This window comes from Pigmentiphaga aceris (assembly GCF_008119665.1).
GTDB lineage: Bacteria > Pseudomonadota > Gammaproteobacteria > Burkholderiales > Burkholderiaceae_B > Pigmentiphaga > Pigmentiphaga aceris.
This window is the reverse complement of record NZ_CP043046.1, coordinates 2733990-2750729: the sequence shown is the minus strand read 5'-3', so window position 1 is coordinate 2750729 and position 16740 is coordinate 2733990. Positions and strand designations below refer to the sequence as shown.

General features: G+C 60.6%; 16 protein-coding genes. 9 read left to right on the top strand and 7 right to left on the bottom strand.

Annotation, left to right across the window (positions count from 1 at the left end):
- Positions 1-664 precede the first annotated feature (664 nt).
- On the bottom strand, positions 665-1795 hold the full coding sequence (locus FXN63_RS12015) for a metallophosphoesterase (protein WP_148815120.1): 1131 nt from the start codon (positions 1793-1795) through the stop codon (positions 665-667).
- A 76-nt stretch (positions 1796-1871) separates the two neighbouring features.
- On the opposite strand from FXN63_RS12015, the gene FXN63_RS27060 reads away from it, so the two are divergent.
- Together FXN63_RS27060 and sigJ are read left to right on the top strand one after the other, a co-directional pair.
- On the top strand, positions 1872-2543 hold the full coding sequence (locus FXN63_RS27060; protein WP_246165115.1) for a carboxymuconolactone decarboxylase family protein: 672 nt from the start codon (positions 1872-1874) through the stop codon (positions 2541-2543).
- A 33-nt stretch (positions 2544-2576) separates the two neighbouring features.
- Positions 2577-3464 (top strand): RNA polymerase sigma factor SigJ, encoded by an 888-nt coding sequence (gene sigJ, locus FXN63_RS12005; protein ID WP_148815118.1) that lies wholly within the window; start codon positions 2577-2579, stop codon positions 3462-3464.
- Positions 3465-3617: 153 nt separating this feature from the next.
- Here sigJ and FXN63_RS12000 read toward each other — a convergent pair whose 3' ends face one another.
- Positions 3618-7148, bottom strand: a complete 3531-nt coding sequence (locus FXN63_RS12000) for an AAA domain-containing protein (protein WP_148815116.1) — start codon at positions 7146-7148, stop codon at positions 3618-3620.
- Between the two features lie 185 nt (positions 7149-7333).
- On the opposite strand from FXN63_RS12000, the gene FXN63_RS11995 reads away from it, so the two are divergent.
- Together FXN63_RS11995 and FXN63_RS11990 are read left to right on the top strand one after the other, a co-directional pair.
- Entirely contained in the window at positions 7334-8152 is an 819-nt protein-coding gene (locus FXN63_RS11995; RefSeq protein ID WP_148815114.1) for a TSUP family transporter, read from the top strand.
- A gap of 156 nt (positions 8153-8308) precedes the next feature.
- A complete protein-coding gene (locus tag FXN63_RS11990; RefSeq protein WP_246165183.1) occupies positions 8309-9235 on the top strand; it encodes a Bug family tripartite tricarboxylate transporter substrate binding protein in 927 nt (308 codons plus the stop codon).
- A gap of 165 nt (positions 9236-9400) precedes the next feature.
- Here FXN63_RS11990 and bla read toward each other — a convergent pair whose 3' ends face one another.
- Positions 9401-10318, bottom strand: a complete 918-nt coding sequence (bla, locus tag FXN63_RS11985) for a class A beta-lactamase (protein WP_148815112.1) — start codon at positions 10316-10318, stop codon at positions 9401-9403.
- A gap of 122 nt (positions 10319-10440) precedes the next feature.
- Between bla and FXN63_RS11980 the strand changes: the two genes are divergently transcribed.
- A complete protein-coding gene (locus FXN63_RS11980) occupies positions 10441-11301 on the top strand; it encodes a LysR family transcriptional regulator (RefSeq protein ID WP_148819236.1) in 861 nt (286 codons plus the stop codon).
- Positions 11302-11499: 198 nt separating this feature from the next.
- Positions 11500-11646 carry a hypothetical protein gene (locus tag FXN63_RS26700; RefSeq protein ID WP_187395178.1) on the top strand — a complete coding sequence of 49 codons (147 nt, stop codon included), beginning with the start codon at positions 11500-11502 and terminating at the stop codon, positions 11644-11646.
- A gap of 241 nt (positions 11647-11887) precedes the next feature.
- Here the strand turns inward: FXN63_RS26700 and FXN63_RS11975 are convergent, their stop codons facing one another.
- From FXN63_RS11975 to FXN63_RS11960, 4 genes are all read right to left on the bottom strand, one after another.
- Positions 11888-12328 (bottom strand): pyridoxamine 5'-phosphate oxidase family protein, encoded by a 441-nt coding sequence (locus FXN63_RS11975; protein ID WP_148815110.1) that lies wholly within the window; start codon positions 12326-12328, stop codon positions 11888-11890.
- 103 nt (positions 12329-12431) lie between these two features.
- Positions 12432-12884, bottom strand: a complete 453-nt coding sequence (locus FXN63_RS11970) for a hypothetical protein (protein WP_148815108.1) — start codon at positions 12882-12884, stop codon at positions 12432-12434.
- Positions 12881-13528: a Vat family streptogramin A O-acetyltransferase gene (locus FXN63_RS11965; RefSeq protein ID WP_148815106.1), complete on the bottom strand. Its 648-nt coding sequence runs from the start codon at positions 13526-13528 to the stop codon at positions 12881-12883. The genes FXN63_RS11970 and FXN63_RS11965 overlap by 4 nt, the downstream gene beginning before the upstream one ends.
- A gap of 65 nt (positions 13529-13593) precedes the next feature.
- Positions 13594-14655 (bottom strand): GlxA family transcriptional regulator, encoded by a 1062-nt coding sequence (locus FXN63_RS11960; protein ID WP_148815104.1) that lies wholly within the window; start codon positions 14653-14655, stop codon positions 13594-13596.
- Positions 14656-14803: 148 nt separating this feature from the next.
- On the opposite strand from FXN63_RS11960, the gene FXN63_RS11955 reads away from it, so the two are divergent.
- Genes FXN63_RS11955 through FXN63_RS11945 form a run of 3 tightly spaced genes read left to right on the top strand, consistent with a single transcriptional unit; the run spans position 14804 to position 16707 of the window.
- Positions 14804-15637 carry an alpha/beta fold hydrolase gene (locus FXN63_RS11955; RefSeq protein WP_148815102.1) on the top strand — a complete coding sequence of 278 codons (834 nt, stop codon included), beginning with the start codon at positions 14804-14806 and terminating at the stop codon, positions 15635-15637.
- A 60-nt stretch (positions 15638-15697) separates the two neighbouring features.
- The gene (locus FXN63_RS11950) at positions 15698-16342 is read left to right on the top strand and encodes an FMN-dependent NADH-azoreductase (protein ID WP_148815100.1); all 645 of its coding nucleotides are present in this window, start codon (positions 15698-15700) and stop codon (positions 16340-16342) included.
- 56 nt (positions 16343-16398) lie between these two features.
- Positions 16399-16707 (top strand): YciI family protein, encoded by a 309-nt coding sequence (locus FXN63_RS11945; protein WP_148815098.1) that lies wholly within the window; start codon positions 16399-16401, stop codon positions 16705-16707.
- Positions 16708-16740 lie beyond the last annotated feature (33 nt).

Sequence of the window (16740 nt, the reverse complement as noted above, 5' to 3'; positions counted from 1 at the left end):
TTGCCTTTTACGGCAGCGACACTTAAGAAAATTCGCGCTTCTGCTCGGTGGTGGGGTGACACCGAAGCGGGTGGCCGCCGCATCACGGCATGCGGAGAGCGGAAGCGACGATCGTGGCGCTGGCGGCTGAATATACGGTTTCGAGCGTTTACCGCATACCTAGCTGAATAATCGGTCGACGCCCCGCCTTTTCGTCGCATTACCTGGTGCGCGGCCACCCGCTTCCAAGTCACCCCACCACCAAGCAGGCGCGTAACTTCCTTGCGTGGCGCTGCTCTGAAAGGCCTCTAAAGAACGGCCCGAAACGTGAGCCGCTGAGTCGCTTCGTGGCGACCTGGGCAGCCGGTCCGCAAGGCCAGCCGTTTGGCGATTAAGGACGGTGGCCGCCGCATGCCGAGAACCGCATCCAGCACCAAGCAGCCAGAAAATTGCAGATCGCCCACAGGCGGGATCTGCTTTTAACCAAACGACCTTGAAGGCGCGGGTGTCGGGGGCGTGGTGTCTGCCCTTCTGGACGACGTGGAGGGCGGGAGTCCCGACGCGTAGGTCCAGCGGGGCAGGCGACGCGCCCCCGGCACCCGCGACTGGCACAAGAACATACTCCACCGACGACTGACACACGAAGCACCCCACCCTGGCTAAACAAACCCATCGCCAGCACAGATCACTTCCCCGGCGACCTCAACACAATCTCGGTAATCTCTGCCGGCACACCCAGGCGAATCGGAAAGCCATTCCACATTCCGGTGCCATTACTGATGTACATCCACATGCCATCGATATCGTAGGCACCGGATAAAAAGCCATCATTGGCCAACATCACCACCAACGTCAGACCCAACACCACCCCGCCATGCGTATGGCCCGACAGCTGCAGATCAACGCCCGCCTTCGCATGCTCACTGCTGCGAACAGGCCGATGACTCAACAAAATTATCGGCGCATTCGCAGGCACCCCCGCCAGCGCCTGCTCAATATTCGGAACATCCATCCCATACAGCCGAGCAACGGGGTCAGTCACCCCCGCCACGATCAGCGACTGCCCATTGACCTCAACGGAAACATGCCGATTGAGCAGCATCTTCATGCCCAGTGCCTCGAACTCCGCCGTCCACTTCGCCCCATCGAAGTAATACTCGTGATTGCCCAAGGCAGCAATGACGCCGTGCTTTGCACGCAAATCCCCCAACGGCCGCACATCCTCACGCCGAGCATCCGGGGTGCCGTCGATGACGTCGCCGGTGAACAGAATCAGGTCGGGATTCAGCGCATTGGTGCGCTCCACCACGCCACGCACCCAGGGCGTGGCCAGCAGGCGGCTGCTGTGCAAGTCAGTCAATTGGACCACCCGGAACCCGTCCAACTCGGGTGGAAGATCGCGCATCGTCAGTTCGACCCGCTTTACATCCGGCACACGCAGGGAATGCGTCACCGCCCCCGCCGACAGCAGCAGCGCCACAGCAGCGGCCACATAACGGGCGCGGGTACGCGTGTGTGCGTCGAACACCGGCGCTCGCTTGGCCAGGCGAGCGGCCAGCAGCACACAGTCGGCGCTGACGACAAACACGAACAGAAAACCGAAGGTACAGAACAGCACACCGACCACCAAGATCAGGAGGCGGGGGACTTCAGGCGAAAACATGTTGCCGTAGACCCAGTGCTGAATAAGATGGTGCTTGGAAATCAGCAGCAATACGGTGCCCAAGGCGATACGAGCGCCGAGCGACCACGGCAGCGGCGCAACAAAGCGCACAGCCACATAGACGAAGGCCAGCAGCAGAACAAGGTGAAACATGGCGCAGGGGCGCTCCTGGCAGGGTTGAACTGAAGCGATGATATCGGCAATGCCGGATTGTTCTGCCGATCGCGGCATGGACCATGTCACAAGCCGCTTCGTGAGCCTTTCACAGCCACTTCATCGGTTACCTGTTCACGATCACTTCCGGCGAGTTATTTTTGATGGGTCATCTCAGATAAGTCGTTTCGGATACGTCGTTTCAGATGAATCACTTCTGAATGGCGTCATCTCACACGTCATTTCACGCAGCACGTCACAAACCCACAGGCCGGTTCGTCATAGGAAGGTAACCCTCTCCTTCAAAGGCATTGTGATGAACACCACCCGCCCGTTTGACTACCCGAAGAGCATCCCCGAACTGTTCGACACGCTCTACCAGACCCAGCTCGCCATCAATAAAGCCGGGCTGGAACCCAGCCTGCATCATCTGGTGGTGCTGCGTGCCTCGCAGATCAATCAATGTGGTTTCTGCGTAAAAATGCACACCAAGGAAGCGCGTGACGATGGTGAAACCAATGAGCGCATGGACCGCCTGGTGGTCTGGCAGCACGTTCGCGATTTCAATGAGAAAGAGCGTGCGGCACTGGCCTGGACCGAAGCGCTGACGGTGCTCGACCCCAAGACCGATTTCGCGCCCCTGCGCGGCAAGCTGCGCGAGCATTTCAGTGAACAGGAAGTTGGCGTGCTGACCGCTACCATCGGCATGATCAACCTGTGGAACCGCATTCAGGTTTCTGCGCACTGATCACTGCAATTCTCCACACCAGCAGCCACATCTGTGACCACATCCACCGACACAAGCAGCTTCGAGGAACACCGGCGCTTTCTGCTGGGCTTGGCCTATCGCATTCTGGGGTCACGCGCCGAGGCGGAAGACGCCGTGCAGGATGTCTTCATCAAATGGCAGGAGACCGATCGCACGGTGCTCGACACACCGCGTGCGTGGCTGACAACGGCCTGCACCCGGCATTGCATCGATCAGTTGCGTGCCGGTCACCGGGCGCGGGTGGACTACGTGGGCACGTGGTTGCCGGAACCGCTGGAAACCGCCACGGATGATTCCCCCGAGGCGGCGGTTGAGCTCGCGTCGTCCTTGTCGACAGCCTTCCTGCTGCTGCTTGAGCGGCTTGGCCCGAAAGAGCGAGCCGCCTATCTGCTGCGTGACATCTTCGACATGGACTATGCCGATGTGGCCAAGTCCCTGGGTGTGCAGGAGGCGGCCTGTCGCAAGCTGGTGTCTCGTGCTCGTGACAACGTGGGCAGCGATCACCAACACCACATGCCGCCTCGCGAACGCCAAGACGAACTATTGGCCGCATTCCAGCGTGTGATTGCCGATGGCAATCCCGCCCCCCTGGCGCGGCTGCTGTCGCAAGACATTGCCTTGTGCGCCGACGGCGGCGGCAAGGTCGTGACGGTGCCTCGTACTGTGCGTGGATCGAAGCGTGTGCTGGCGTTTGTAAGCCGTGCCCTGCACCGGTTCTGGGGGGGTATGCGCTGGCGCACAGCCGACATCAACGGCGGTCGTGGCTTGATTCTTGAAGCGGGTGATGAGGTATATGCGTCGGTCAGCTTTGCCTACGATCACGCGGGCAAGCTGAGCAACATCTACATCATGCGCAATCCAGACAAGTTGAAGCGTCTGGCCGAATCGACAAGGCCGTGAGCGCTTGGGCGTGAATCCATAGTCGTGAATCTTGGGCATGAACGCTTGGCTATACGCGTTCATGTCCACAAGCGTTTGGCCACGAACGTTCGACCATCAGTACCGGACCAGAACGCCTGAACCCAAGCACGCGACCGACCCCTTCCCCGCCGATCACGCCCACTCAGGATGCGCCTTCTCCTGCAAGAATCGCTTCGCCGTCTCAATCTCACCGCCCAACGCCGCACCGCGATACACCAGCGAAATCTCGTGGCGCTTCATTTTCCATTCACGCCGCGCGCTGAACCAGTTGAACGAGCCCACGCAGTAGACGTTCTTGTCGCCGATCACGATCTTGTTGTGCACCTTCAACACCACACTGACCTGAACCCCCACCGCGCGCACCGCAGCTATCGCCTCGTTCAGGGCTTCGCGCTTGTCCGCCTTCTCGGACTCGTCCCGTGAAGACGTGTTCGAGTCGCCATCGGTATAGACATGCACGGCCACCCCGCGCTGCACGGCAGCTTGCATCGCGGCCAGCGCGCCGGTTTCCTGCACGCATTCCAGCCTGATCCACGGGCTGACGATGTGTACTTCGGACATGGCATTGGCCAGCAAAGACGCCAAGAATGCGTCGTGCATCTCGGCATCGACAAGCTGCATCACGCCGGTTTCGTCGCGAGACAAGTCCGGACGCGGACGGGAATGGAATTGCAGCGCGTTGGCATCGTGACCGAACAGCAGCCGCGCAAGCTGGCCACGCGGGCTGGATGGCGGTGCAAGCTGGAACACATCCATGTCGCCAAATACCATGAAGGTGTTTTTTGCTCTGGATACCGCCACATTCAACAGGCTTTTGCCGGCATCGATGAAGTCGCCATCGGCGTGCTTGGAATAGACGCCCGAGAAGATCACCACTGGGCGCTCTGCGCCTTGCAGGGAATGCACCGTTCCCACTGTCATCTTCCCCGGCTCGGACCCGACCTCGATATCCACCGCCTGACATGCCTTGGCAATGGCACGCACCTGAGCACTGAACGGGGTGACCACGCCGACGATCTCGTGCAATTTCAGGCGATACGTAGCTTCCAGGGTGGCCTTGTTTGCCACAAGCCAACCGGCAATCGCAGCCGCTTCATGCAGATTTTCCCGGCTTCCGCCACTGCTGCGCTGGCAGATGCCATCCACATGCAGGTAGGTCATGGCCGCCATCTCATCGATGGCCGCATTGGGGTTCGCCAGAATGGTCGACTTGTCGCCGCGCCTGGGGATCAACTTGCCCTGGTAGCAAAGGGCATTGCAGTACGCAATGATCTCGTCCACGCAACGCCGGTGCTCGTACAGGAACAAGCCACGGGGCAAGGCGCGGTCGTAGTGCCAGCGGCTGGCGCATTGCGCGATGCGCATGACGCTGCCCGCCGCCGAGGTTTTGCCACTGGCGATCAAACGTTCGTAGGTGGCTTCGTCACTGCCTCGGGGAAGCAGGCCGGCGCGCGCCAGATTTCCGGCGTCCACGTGGGCAGGAATCGACCAGATCGGTTCGATCTGAAGCGTGTCGCCGATCACCAGCGCCTGTTTTGCCAAGGCAAACGAAGCCCCGGCCACTTCGGGCAAGACTTGCCCGGCTTCGTCCACGATCAGCAGGTCGGCGAAGTCGTACAGGTAGTCATCGACATAGCCACCGGCATCGAACCGGCTGACCTTCATCATCGACGGCAGCATGTAAAACGTGGACACCACGCACGGCGTCAGTTTCATGCGCCGACGCCAGCGTTTTTCCAATGACACCCTGCCCGTTTTCTTGGCGTCTGCGGCAAGCGTGGGCAGCGCTGCATGCATGTCCTGCAACCAGCGTCCTTCCCAGTAATGCGTGGTCAGACGGAAGATGTGGAACCGCACCAGTTGGTCTGCGCGCTCGTCGACCGCAGCCAGGCTTAGCGTCTGCGCCTCGGCATCCAGCCCCAGCGGGGCCAGCGCATTGGCCCATTCGCGCTGACGCAATTCCAGTCGCTGGCGCACGGCCTGGCCTTGTGCCGCCCTGGCCGCTTCGCTTTCCGCTGCTCGGCGCGATTCAGCAACCCCGGCCGCGATGGCGCGCTCGATCTGGTCGAGATCACGCCAGTCTTGCTGGGGCACTGCTGCCGGCCAGTTGCTTTGCAGAAACACCCGCGCCAAGCGAAGCCGCTTGGCGGCCACCGACGGTATCCAGGAAAAGATCGCGTAAAAAAGCGATTCCTGCGCACGGAACACGTCGTAGCGCTGGGCAAGCGTCACCCATTCACGCTGCCAGTTGCCTGCTTCCGGCTGCGGCTTGTGCTGTTTGCTGTCGGCCGCAAACTGCGCTTTGGCGTCTGACAGATTGGCCCAGGCTTTCTCGATGGTGGCGAGCTTGTCGACCTCTTCGCGCAGGCACTGCTGCAAGGCATCGACAATGTCAGACACACTGACCGACATGCTGGCTGACAAACCCGGCAACCCCAGCGACGGGAATACCTTGGCACCGTGCGCAAGAAAATGTTCGGTCGCCGACGCCACGTAGTCGGGCGTCTCAATACCTGCAAAGAAGCTCTGGGTCTGGTACTTCTTGCTGTGAACCGCTTCCTTGCTCTGCGACGGGAAGTACGCGCCGAAGCTGGCGATGTTCGGCAGCCAACGGCCGGCAAAGTGGCCGCTGCCATCGCTGAAATCCTTGCCGAAGGCATCGATGATGTTGGTCACGGCCTGGTTGTTGGTCGATGACGCGATGATCACCGGTGGCTCGCCACCCGCAAGCGCGGCCTTTGCCCACAATGAGGCCACCACCGACAGCAGCAAGGTGGTCTTGCCGGTACCGGGCGGCCCGTTGACCGCCAGTATGTCGCCGTGTTTGCCCTCCAACGCATGGCCCAAGGCGTCGCGCTGGGCGACCGCCAGGGGGTAGACGTCGCTGGCATGACCCAGGCGGGACGTGAAAGACGCGTGTGCAGGCAAGCAGGTTTCCGGCGGGTCGATCGTCTCGCTTGCGTAGCGGTCGAACAAGGGCGTTGATGCCCCGCGCTGCTGCAAATGGTCGTAAAGACCCACGATGTGCCGGCTGGCGCCGGAAACGGATTCCTGTTTCAGCAGGTAGCTCTCATCGGCCAGCACATAGGCGTCTGTCGCAGCGGGCCAACCTGGGCACACCGCCGAGAACAGACGCTCGCAGGCTGCAAGGTGGTCTTGCCACTGCGCGCTGAAACGCGCCGCACCGGCCGGCGATACGTCGCCGGCCACATAGCCGACCCCGGGCACGTGTGCGGTGCTCAAAAACCGATCTAGCGCAGCCACGTCGCCCAGCGCGTAGGTACCTTGCAGCAGCGGGTCGAGCAGATCCCGCGCGACGACGGTACGGTCAAGCGGGTACAGCCTGCCGTCACGGGCAAGCAAGGCAGGCGTGATCAGCGGCGTGATGGTCTGGGGCTGGCCGTTCTGGCGCGCTTGGCCATGTTCCAGCCGGGCACGATAGACCTTGTGGCGGATGACCACGTCCACCGTCTGGGTAGCTGCGTCTTCACCCTGAAAACAGGTGTCGATGATCTGCTTGCCGACCTGCCCTACCGGCGATCCAGCACGGGACCATGAAAGAAACTTGGCGCTTGCGCTGTGCGAAAAGCTTCCTTGTCCCAACTCGGCATCAGCCAGCGAATTGCGCCAATAACCAGCATATGCGAGTGACCTTGCTTGCATGCTCCAGCACTTCCTCGAACGGATTCAATGTAAAAAGCCGCGCATATCGCGGCTTGCAGACGCATTTCAGGCGTACGGCGCGGGCGAAGCATACCCGACATGTAACGGTCACAAGTCGTCCGCACATGCGTGAAATCCGTGTGTCTGGCACATGAGGGCAGGAGTAAACTACGGTGATTGGTTATATGCATATAACCGCCAACACTGACAGCCCGATCGTGTTGGCCAAGCTTTCCGTAGAAATCCTCGTGTCCATCCACGCTTATCTGCTGTTTTTTGCCATCGTGGCGCTGGCCTCCTTCTGCCAGAACCTCACTGGGTTTGCCTTCGGCCTGATTCTGGTCGGCCTGGTGGGTGCACTGTCGCTGATGCCCATCAGCGAAGCCGCCAACGCCGCCACCATCATGTCGATTGCCAACGGCGCGGTGTACATCCGCACTCACCCTTTCAAACCCGACTGGACGCTGCTCAAGCCCATGTTGATCAGCAGCGTGATCGGCGTGTTGATAGGCGTAGGCACCTTGTCCTTGCTCAGCAATCACGCCATCGCCGGCCTGAGCCTGACCTTGGGTGCTGCCATCGTGGCCTGTGCCATGTTGCTGTTCGCGCAGAAGAAACCGCGCGCCACCATGTCCGGTCAGCGCGCGCTCTACACCGCAGGCTTGCTGTCCGGTCTGCTGGGCGGCTTGTTTGCCACGCCCGGCCCACCGATGGTCTATCACCTGTACCGACAGCCGCTGGCCCCTATCGTGATTCGCCAGTGTCTGGTGGTGATGTTCATTTCGGCCGTGATCATCCGGCTGGGCCTGGTGGTTTACGCAGGCACCTTTGCCCTGTCGTCGCTGTACCTGGGCTTGATGGCCGTGCCGCTGGTGGCAGTTGTCACCTGGCTGCATGCCAAGTACCCACCCAAGCTGCCAGCCTACCTGGTGCGCTGGCTGGTCTGTGCGCTGATGCTGGCTGCGGGTGGCAGCCTGATTTTCTCGGCAATCGCGCACCTTTAACGTGATCTGCGCTGCGGTAACATGCCTGCCTCCGGCATCCGCTCGGCCGGGCATCTCAGGTATGTCGCCACCATGAACCCGCATCAACGCCGCCCCACTGCACGCCGCCGTCAGCTTCTGCAAACCGTGTTTGCAGGCCTGGCAGCCAGCCTTGTCATGGTGGCACCCGCCATCGCGCAAGATCCCTGGCCCAGCAAACCGATCCGTCTGGTCGTTCCCTTCCCGCCCGGGTCTTCACCTGACGTGATTGCACGGTTGATCGCAGAACCGCTGCGCGAGGCGCTTGGCCAACCCGTGGTGGTGGACAACCGCCCGGGAGCCGGCGGCAACATCGGCACGGCGGCTGTCGCCAAGGCGGAACCGGACGGCTACACCGTGCTGTTCACGATCAATGGCCCGCTGGTGACGGCACCGGCGCTGTATCGCAAGCTTGGCTACGCGCCCTTGAAAGACCTGGCGCCTGTCACCCTGGTGGCCACCAGCCCGAACGTGTTGGTGGTGAACCCGGCCATGAACGTGACCACTACCGGCGCGTTCATCGATCAGGTCAAGCAGTCGGCGGGCAAGCTCAACTATGGCTCAGTCGGCGCAGGCAGCTCGGCTCACTTGGCCATGGAGTTGTTGAAGAACCGCGAGAATCTGGACATCCAGCATGTGCCCTACCCCGGATTCCCGCAGGTGATCACCGCCATGCTTGGCGGCTTCGTGCAAGCGGGCTTCATGGTGCCGGCGATTGCCATGCCCCAGGTGAAGACGGGTCAGGTCAAGGCGCTTGCCGTGACCAGCCTGCAGCGCAGCCCGTCCTTGCCCGATATTCCGACCATGGCCGAACAAGGTCTGCCGGGATTCGAGGTGATTTCCTGGCAGGCCGTGCTGGTGCCCAGCAGCACGCCACAACCTATCGTTGACAGGCTGAACACCGAAATCGTGAAGGCAATCGGCAGCAAGACCGTCCAAGATCGTCTGGCCTCGCAATACTTCACGCCGGTGGGTTCAACGCCCGCAGAACTGAGCGCACGCATTGTCAGTGAGACCAAGACGCTGGGGGCGGTGATCGAGCGGCTGAAGCTCACGCTGGATTAAGCTGCTTTTGCAGGGCGAGACCACGGCGCAGCATCCCGACGCGGCGTCGTTTTGGCACGGCTGCAACATCGCGTATGACGTAAACGTCACTAAAAACCTCACTCAGTAAGCAGCAGCCCGGTCCAACGCAGCGCCACCCATGTTTCTGCCAGGCGCGCATCAACGTCAGGCAAGCTTGGCTGAGACCAGCGACGTCACCAGTTTGCCCACCTCGGCCAGCGCACGTTCGCGTGTCGCCACAGGTTCCACCGTTCCGGTCAGATAAGCCGTCACCAGCACCGGATCGCGGCCCGAGGGCCAGATCACGCCAATGTCGTTGTTGGTGCCATACGCGCCCGACCCGGTCTTGTCGCCCACCTTCCATCCCTTTGGAATACCCGCGCGCAGCCTGGCGTCGCCAGTCTTGTTGTCGACCAGCCAACGGGTCAGTTGTGTACGTGAAGCGGGTGACAACGCGTCCCCCAACACCAGCTTGCGCATCGACCCCAGCATGGCCGCAGGCGTGGTGGTGTCGCGCGGGTCCCCGGGGCGCGCGGTGTTCAAGCTAGGCTCGTTGCGATCCAGGCGAGTATGGGCGTCGCCCAGTTGACGCAGGTAGGCAGTCAAGCCGGCCGGGCCGCCTGCGCTCGCAAGCAACAGGTTGGCAGCGGTGTTGTCGCTGAGCGTGACCGAGGCATCACACAAGGCCGCAATCGACATCGGCTCGCCGTCGGCATGCGGCTGCGTAGCGGGTGAATAGGCCACCAAATCGACAGTTCGCACCGCCACCCGCCGGTCCAGGCGCTCTTCCTTGCGGTCTACACGCGCCAGCACGTGCGCTGCCAGCAAGAACTTGAAGGTGCTGCACATCGGAAAGCGTTCGTCTTCCCGATGACCGTAGAAGACACCATCGTGCGTGTCGAGTATGGCAACCCCCAGACGTCCACCGCTGGCAGCCTCGATCCGAGCAATCTCGGTACGGAATCGTTCGGCTTGCACGGGTGATGCCTTGGCGGCACGTCCCAACATATTCTGAGCCTGTGCGCTGGCAAGACCCATGGTGGTCAGACAGGCTGCAAAAACGAATTGACGCCGTTTATTCATGTTTTCTTTTTATGGACAGGTGAAAGATGCTGAATGATGGCGATCGCCATCAAACACGACAAACGGCAATAATTGCGTCTTCCCATAAGAAAAACTGGGGCTTACATGCCTCCGTCCTTGCCATGCACCTGCCCCTGAACGCCTTGCGAGCTTTCGAAGCATCTGCCCGCCACCTGAGCTTCACCCGTGCCGCCAGCGAACTCAACGTCACGCAGACGGCGATCAGCCAACACGTCAAGAATCTGGAAGACAAGCTGGGCGCACCGCTGTTCCGCCGCCTTCCCAGGGGGCTGGCGCTGACAGACGAAGGCATTGCCTTGCTTCCCGTGCTGGCAGAGTCTTTCGCCCGCATTGGCCATGTGCTGGCGCAATTCGGCGACGGGCGGGTCAGAGAGGTGTTGACGGTAGGGGTAGTGGGTACATTTGCCATTGGCTGGCTGCTGCCCCGCCTGCGCGATTTTCAGCAGGCGCACCCCTTTGTCGATTTCAGATTATTTACGAATAACAACCGGGTAGATATTGCTGGCGAGGGGCTGGATTATGCGATTCGGTTTGGTGACGGTGCCTGGCATGGGACAGATGCGGAACGCTTGTTGGCCGCCCCCTTGTCGCCGGTGTGTTCGCCGGGCATTGCGCCCCTGCTGAGAACCCCTGCCGATCTGGCTGGTCAAACCTTGCTGCGTTCATACCGCTCGGACGAATGGGCAGATTGGTTTGCCGCAGCAGGAATTGCCTGTCCGTTGATTCGCGGTGCAGTATTCGACTCTTCGCTGACCATGGCAGAAGCAGTGGCACAAGGAGCAGGTATTGCATTGCTTCCAACCAGAATGTTTACCCGTGAACTACAGCAGGGAAGATTGATTCGGCCCTTTGGTCTGGAAATTACGGATGGTGATTATTGGCTGACTCGATTAAAGTCCAAATTGCCAACCACCGCCATGAATGCGTTTCGGACCTGGCTGCTGGCTTCCGTGCAGGCCTGATGCAGCTAGACATCGAAGACTCCAGATATTGGATTGGGCAGGGTATGGCAAGGCTCGATGACCAAGTTTCGATGACGAACTTTTTCAATTTCCAGATTTCAAATCTCGGATTCTGAATATCGAACGTCTGCTGTCGAACGTCGGTACCGAGCTGCAGCATCTCGACCTGCGCCTGCACATCACTCATCGGAGACCTGCATGTCTGACAAACCTGAGACTGCCCGCAACGGTTACACCACCACGACTACCCCCGATACCAACAACTGGCAAACCTTCTTGATGGTGATCAGTTTGCTGGCGATCATCGGTGTTGTCGGAGCCACGCTGCAATGGTTGTTTGATTGATACACAGGCGGTCAGACGGCTTCGCGCCGGGGCCTGATCGCCTGTATTCATTGCCGGTATGCGATACAGGCCAGGGAATAGGTAGGATGTAATCCCGCTGTCAGCTTCGGATTAAAAATTGTTTTTAATTCCGACGAAACCTGACACTCTTGATTAATGTCCACCACCAGCTGGCATTCAAAGCCAGCCGGCACGCAAAGTTTCCGACCTATTCTCCTGGGCGGTCGTTCACATTATCTGCTCACGCCGCCAGCGGCACTTCCCCTTCATGCTTCCCATCCCAATAATGGATGCGCGTCGCGTGCACCTTGATCAACACCACGCCCGGGGTGTCAATGCCGTCTTCGAACCAGTAATCCAGATCTTTGGTCCAGTGCTCGGCAAACGCGGCCTTGTCGCGGATCAACTCCGCCTGCCCTTCAACCGAAATGAACAGGGGCGAACCGCCCAGCAAACCTTTGCTGCCCTGGAAAGACAGGCCTACCGTGGCGTCCCGCTCGATGTCGCTGACCGTGCGGGATGCGTCGAACGTGAAGTAGTAGGAGTCGCCCTTGTACTCCACGTCTCCGTTGTTGCTCATGGGTCGGCCGGCCAGTTGCCCGTTCTCGGTCCGGGTAAACAGCATCGTGAAGTCGATGTCGCGCATTTTTTCCGACAGGTCTGCCAGCGTCATGGTGCTCATCTGAGGCTCCTCGTGAGGATCTGAAGAAAGATGAGCAACGCCGAGCAAGTTTCGATCCTGTCTGCGAAAGGGCTCGTACACCACCCCGGTATCGGACTCACGCTCAATCACCCAGGCAAACCAGCTCCAACCGACGCCACAGGCTCAGCGGCCGAGAGATGCCGTTGAACCAGTCGAGACTTGGCATCGCCAGCCGACGCTTGGACAGCAGGCGAACGCGCCAACGTGTGGGGCCGGGGAAGCTGAACTCGAAGCGGTCGGGGGCATACAGGTGCAGATCCCCGAACAGACCGGGGGTGTAGGGCCAACCCATCGACAGGGAGTCGACAGGCTGCAGATCCGGCCCAAGCAGATGGATATTCAAGCCTTCTTCCCAGATGACACCATCGCTGAGGATCAGCACAAACTTGTCTTCCCACTCGATCGCCGCCTCAAGCAACTCGCCGTCCACGATGCAGGCGCTGGGCTGGCCATCCATAAGCACCCGCGCTCTCGTCGGCGTGGTGTCATTCAAATACGGCAACGGCTCGACCGAAAAACGCTGACTCAGCTTCATGCGTGGTCGCGGCCAGCCGCCAGGGCCAGGGCCGCCACATCACCCGCCACAATGAGCGGCATGTGGCGCGTGATCTTCTCGACCGGCCAGTCCCACCAGGCAATGGCTTCCAGTTCCGCGATGACCGCATCGGAAAAACGCTGCCTCAATGGCTTGGCAGGATTACCGCCGACGATGGTATAGGCAGGCACGTCACTGACCACCACAGAACGCGCCGAGACGATCGCGCCATTGCCGATCGACACGCCGGGCATGACCAGCGCATCAAAACCGATCCACACATCGTTGCCGATGACCGTATCGCCCTTGTAGGGCAAATCGCCCGGTGCCGGCATGACCTTCTCCCAGCCATTGCCGAAGATCTGGAAGGGGTAAGTAGAGATGCCAGACATCTTGTGGTTGGCCCCGTTCATGATGAACTTGGCACCGCGCGCAATGGCGCAGAACTTCCCGATCACCAGCCGGTCGCCAATGAACGGGAAGTGATACAGCACATTGCGTTCGAAATTCTCGGCGTCTTCGGGGTCGTCATAGTAGGTGTAGTCGCCCACCACGATGTTGGGGTTGCGCACGGTGTTCTTGATGAAACACACCTGCGGAAAACCTTCCATGGGATGCGGATTGGATGGATTGGGTCCGTTCAAGCGCTGCCTCCAAGAGTGATCTCACCGCCTGAGTGTAGAACGTTGCCGTCCAGCTTCTGCCTTGCCTAGCCGGGATCGTCCTCAAGCCGAGCAAGCACGCCACGCTGGCGGCCATTGGACCAGCGTCGGTAATCGGCGGGCGTCATGCCGGTAGTCTGGATAAAGGCGCGACGAAACGCCGTTTCTTCCCGATATCCGCACTTGAGCGCCACTTGTTTGACACTGGCGCTGGGTGTTTCCAGCAGCACGCAGGCTGTCTCGATTCTGACTCGGGTAATGAACGCCTTGGGCGACTCGTTGGTCAGTTCCGTCAGCCGTCTATGCAAGGTCCGCCCGCTCAAGTTCAAGGCCTTGGCCAAGCCCTCCGCGCTCAGCCCCGGTCGTCCGTGGCGAATGATCTGTTCGGCTTGCAACAGCAAGGGGTCTGCGGCGTTGACGAAACCGCGTGGGGCATACACAAGCTGCGGCAAGGGCACGCTGTCGGCTACCGACATGTCGGCGGCAAGCCTGGCGACATCGGCACCCGCCTCGCGCCGGATTACATGCAAGGCCAGATCGACCCACGACAGCGGCCCGCCCGTGGTGACCACGCGGTCTTGCTCTTCCACCGCTGTTCCCCAGACCAGCTGTGCCTTCGGAAAGCGCTGCTTGAACGCATGATGCAACCACCATGTGGTGGTGCAGCGTCGCCCATCCAGCAGACCGGCTTCGCCCAACACAAAAGTTCCGGCACAGGCGGCACCGATCAACGCTCCCCTGTTGTGCATCTTCTCCAGCCACGCTGCGGTCTGCAGGATGGCGTCCGACACCGGTGGCAATCCGTCATGGCCCAAGGCCATACCCGTGACCAGGGCAAGGTCGCAGTCATCCAGATCGTGCAAGGACCCTTCCACTGGCAATGACCTGCCTTGCGGATCGACCCGCGCTTTCCCGTCTGCGCTGACGATGGTGGCATCAAACGAGATCGTTTGCGCTTCGTCCACCCGCAGACCGGCCTGGTCACGCATGCCACGTGCGGCACCACTCGGGGGCGCACGCAAGGTCTGGTTGGTGATCCAGAACAAGTCAGCCAGGCCGGCAACCGCAGACAGCATGCTGCCATCCACGGCAATGATCGCGATTCGCAAGATAGCGCCCCTGAGCAATAAAAGCGGTTGGCGAGTTTTGCATGAAATATGACTTGTTTGCCACCTGACGTGATGGGAGTGGAGTGCCTAGACTTGATTCAGTCCCGGCATACAGGTGCCGCTGCAAGCACGCCACCAGACATTCATCATGAAATCTCTGCCCGCTTCCCATCATCTACCCCGTACACCGCTTGGCCCCAGGTGGCGCGCCATTGCCGCGACGACATGGCTGGCGCTTGCCCTCGGATTGGCAATGACAAGCGTGGCCAGACCGCTTACCGCGGCAACGCCCGCCCCCGCCGTGCGCAACATCGTATTGGTGCATGGTGCGTTCACGGACGGCTCGATCTGGCTGCCCGTGCTCACCCGCTTGCAGGACATGGGCTATCACGTAACCGCTGTGCAGAATCCGCTGAGCGCATTGGCCGACGACGTGCTTGCCACCGAACGCGTATTGCAACGCAAGACAGGTGATGTGCTGCTGGTGGGTCACTCCTGGGGCGGCGCAGTCATCACCCAGGCAGGCAACGCCAGTAATGTGAAGGGCTTGGTCTATTTGTCTGCATTGGTGCCCGACAGCAATGAGTCGGTTGCCGGCTTGCTGCAACGCTTGAACGCGCCGATGAGCGCCCTGACACCTGACGCCGAAGGCCTGATCTGGCTGAATGCCGAGCAGCAGTTTCATCAAGTGATGGCGGCGGACATCTCCGTGAAAAAAGCGCAGGAACTGGCCGCCATCCAGCAGCCAATCGCTGCGCGCGCCTTTACGGCCAAGGTTCAGCACGCAGCCTGGCAGGAAAAGCCCAGCTGGTACCTGCAAACCCAGCACGACCAGGCGCTCCCACTGTCTGTGCAGAAAGCCATTGCGCAGCACATTGGCGCACGTGTCACGTCGATTGGGTCAAGCCACCTGTCCATGATTTCCCACCCGGATGAGGTGGCGAGACTGATCGATTGGGCAGCGCGATCGCTGCATCACTGAACCTGCTGACGCCCGACTCCATTACACCCCACCCTCAACCCCTGCACGTGTGAGATCAACATGAACGTTCTGCATATCGATTCCAGCATTCTGGAAGGCGGCTCGATTACCCGAGACTTGTCTGCCGCTGTCGTGGCCCGGATCAGGGCCGACTACCCGGGCGCAGTGGTGCAATACCGTGACGTCGCCAGCCACGAAATCAAACATCTCACCGGCGCCATTGCAGCCGGGTTTCGCCCCACGGGCGTAGCCGCGACCGACGAAGCAGTGATGCTGGAGCATCAGATTTCTGAACTGCTGGTAACCGAGTTTCTGTCCAGCGATGTCATCGTGGTGGGGGCACCGATGTACAACTTTTCCGTACCCAGCCAGTTGAAGGCCTGGCTGGATCGCCTGGCGCAGGCCGGGCGAACCTTCCAGTACACCGCCACTGGCCCGATCGGGCTGGCAGGCAACAAACGGGTCATCGTGGTGTCGGCCCGTGGGGGCTTTTACCTTGAAGGGCCACTGGCCCCGCTGGACTTCCAGGAAACCTATCTGAAGGCGTTCTTCGGATTCCTGGGCATCACCGACGTGCGTTTCGTCCGGGCCGAGGGCGCGTCGAAAGGCGAACAGGTGCGCAATACGGGCATCGCGGCAGCCACGGCCAGCATTTCTCAGGTCTTGGTGGGTATCCAGACACCAGCCGAATCGGCCAGCGCCTGAACGCAGTCCGGCACGCACAAACCCATCGAACCAGTCACCCGCCCGAGTCCCAAGCCATGCTGTTTGCCATCACGCTCAACTACATTCGCCCGATCGAAGAAGTCCAGGTGCACCTGGACGCACACAAACACTGGCTGGTTCAAGCCATCAAGTCAGGGCACATTCTGTTTGCCGGTCCCTTGGAACCAGGCCCTGGTGGATTCATCCTGGCAGTTGCCGAAAACATCTCGGACATCCAGGACTTGATCGCCAACGACCCATTCGATATTCAGCAAGTGGCAGCCTTCGATATCCAGGCCTGCCACCCGGCGATCCGTGCCGAGAAGTTCCCGGCACACTGGGCTTCGGGTGCCAAAGCGGTGTGAATGGCTTTAAGCTGGTCTAAACGCCTAAGCAAG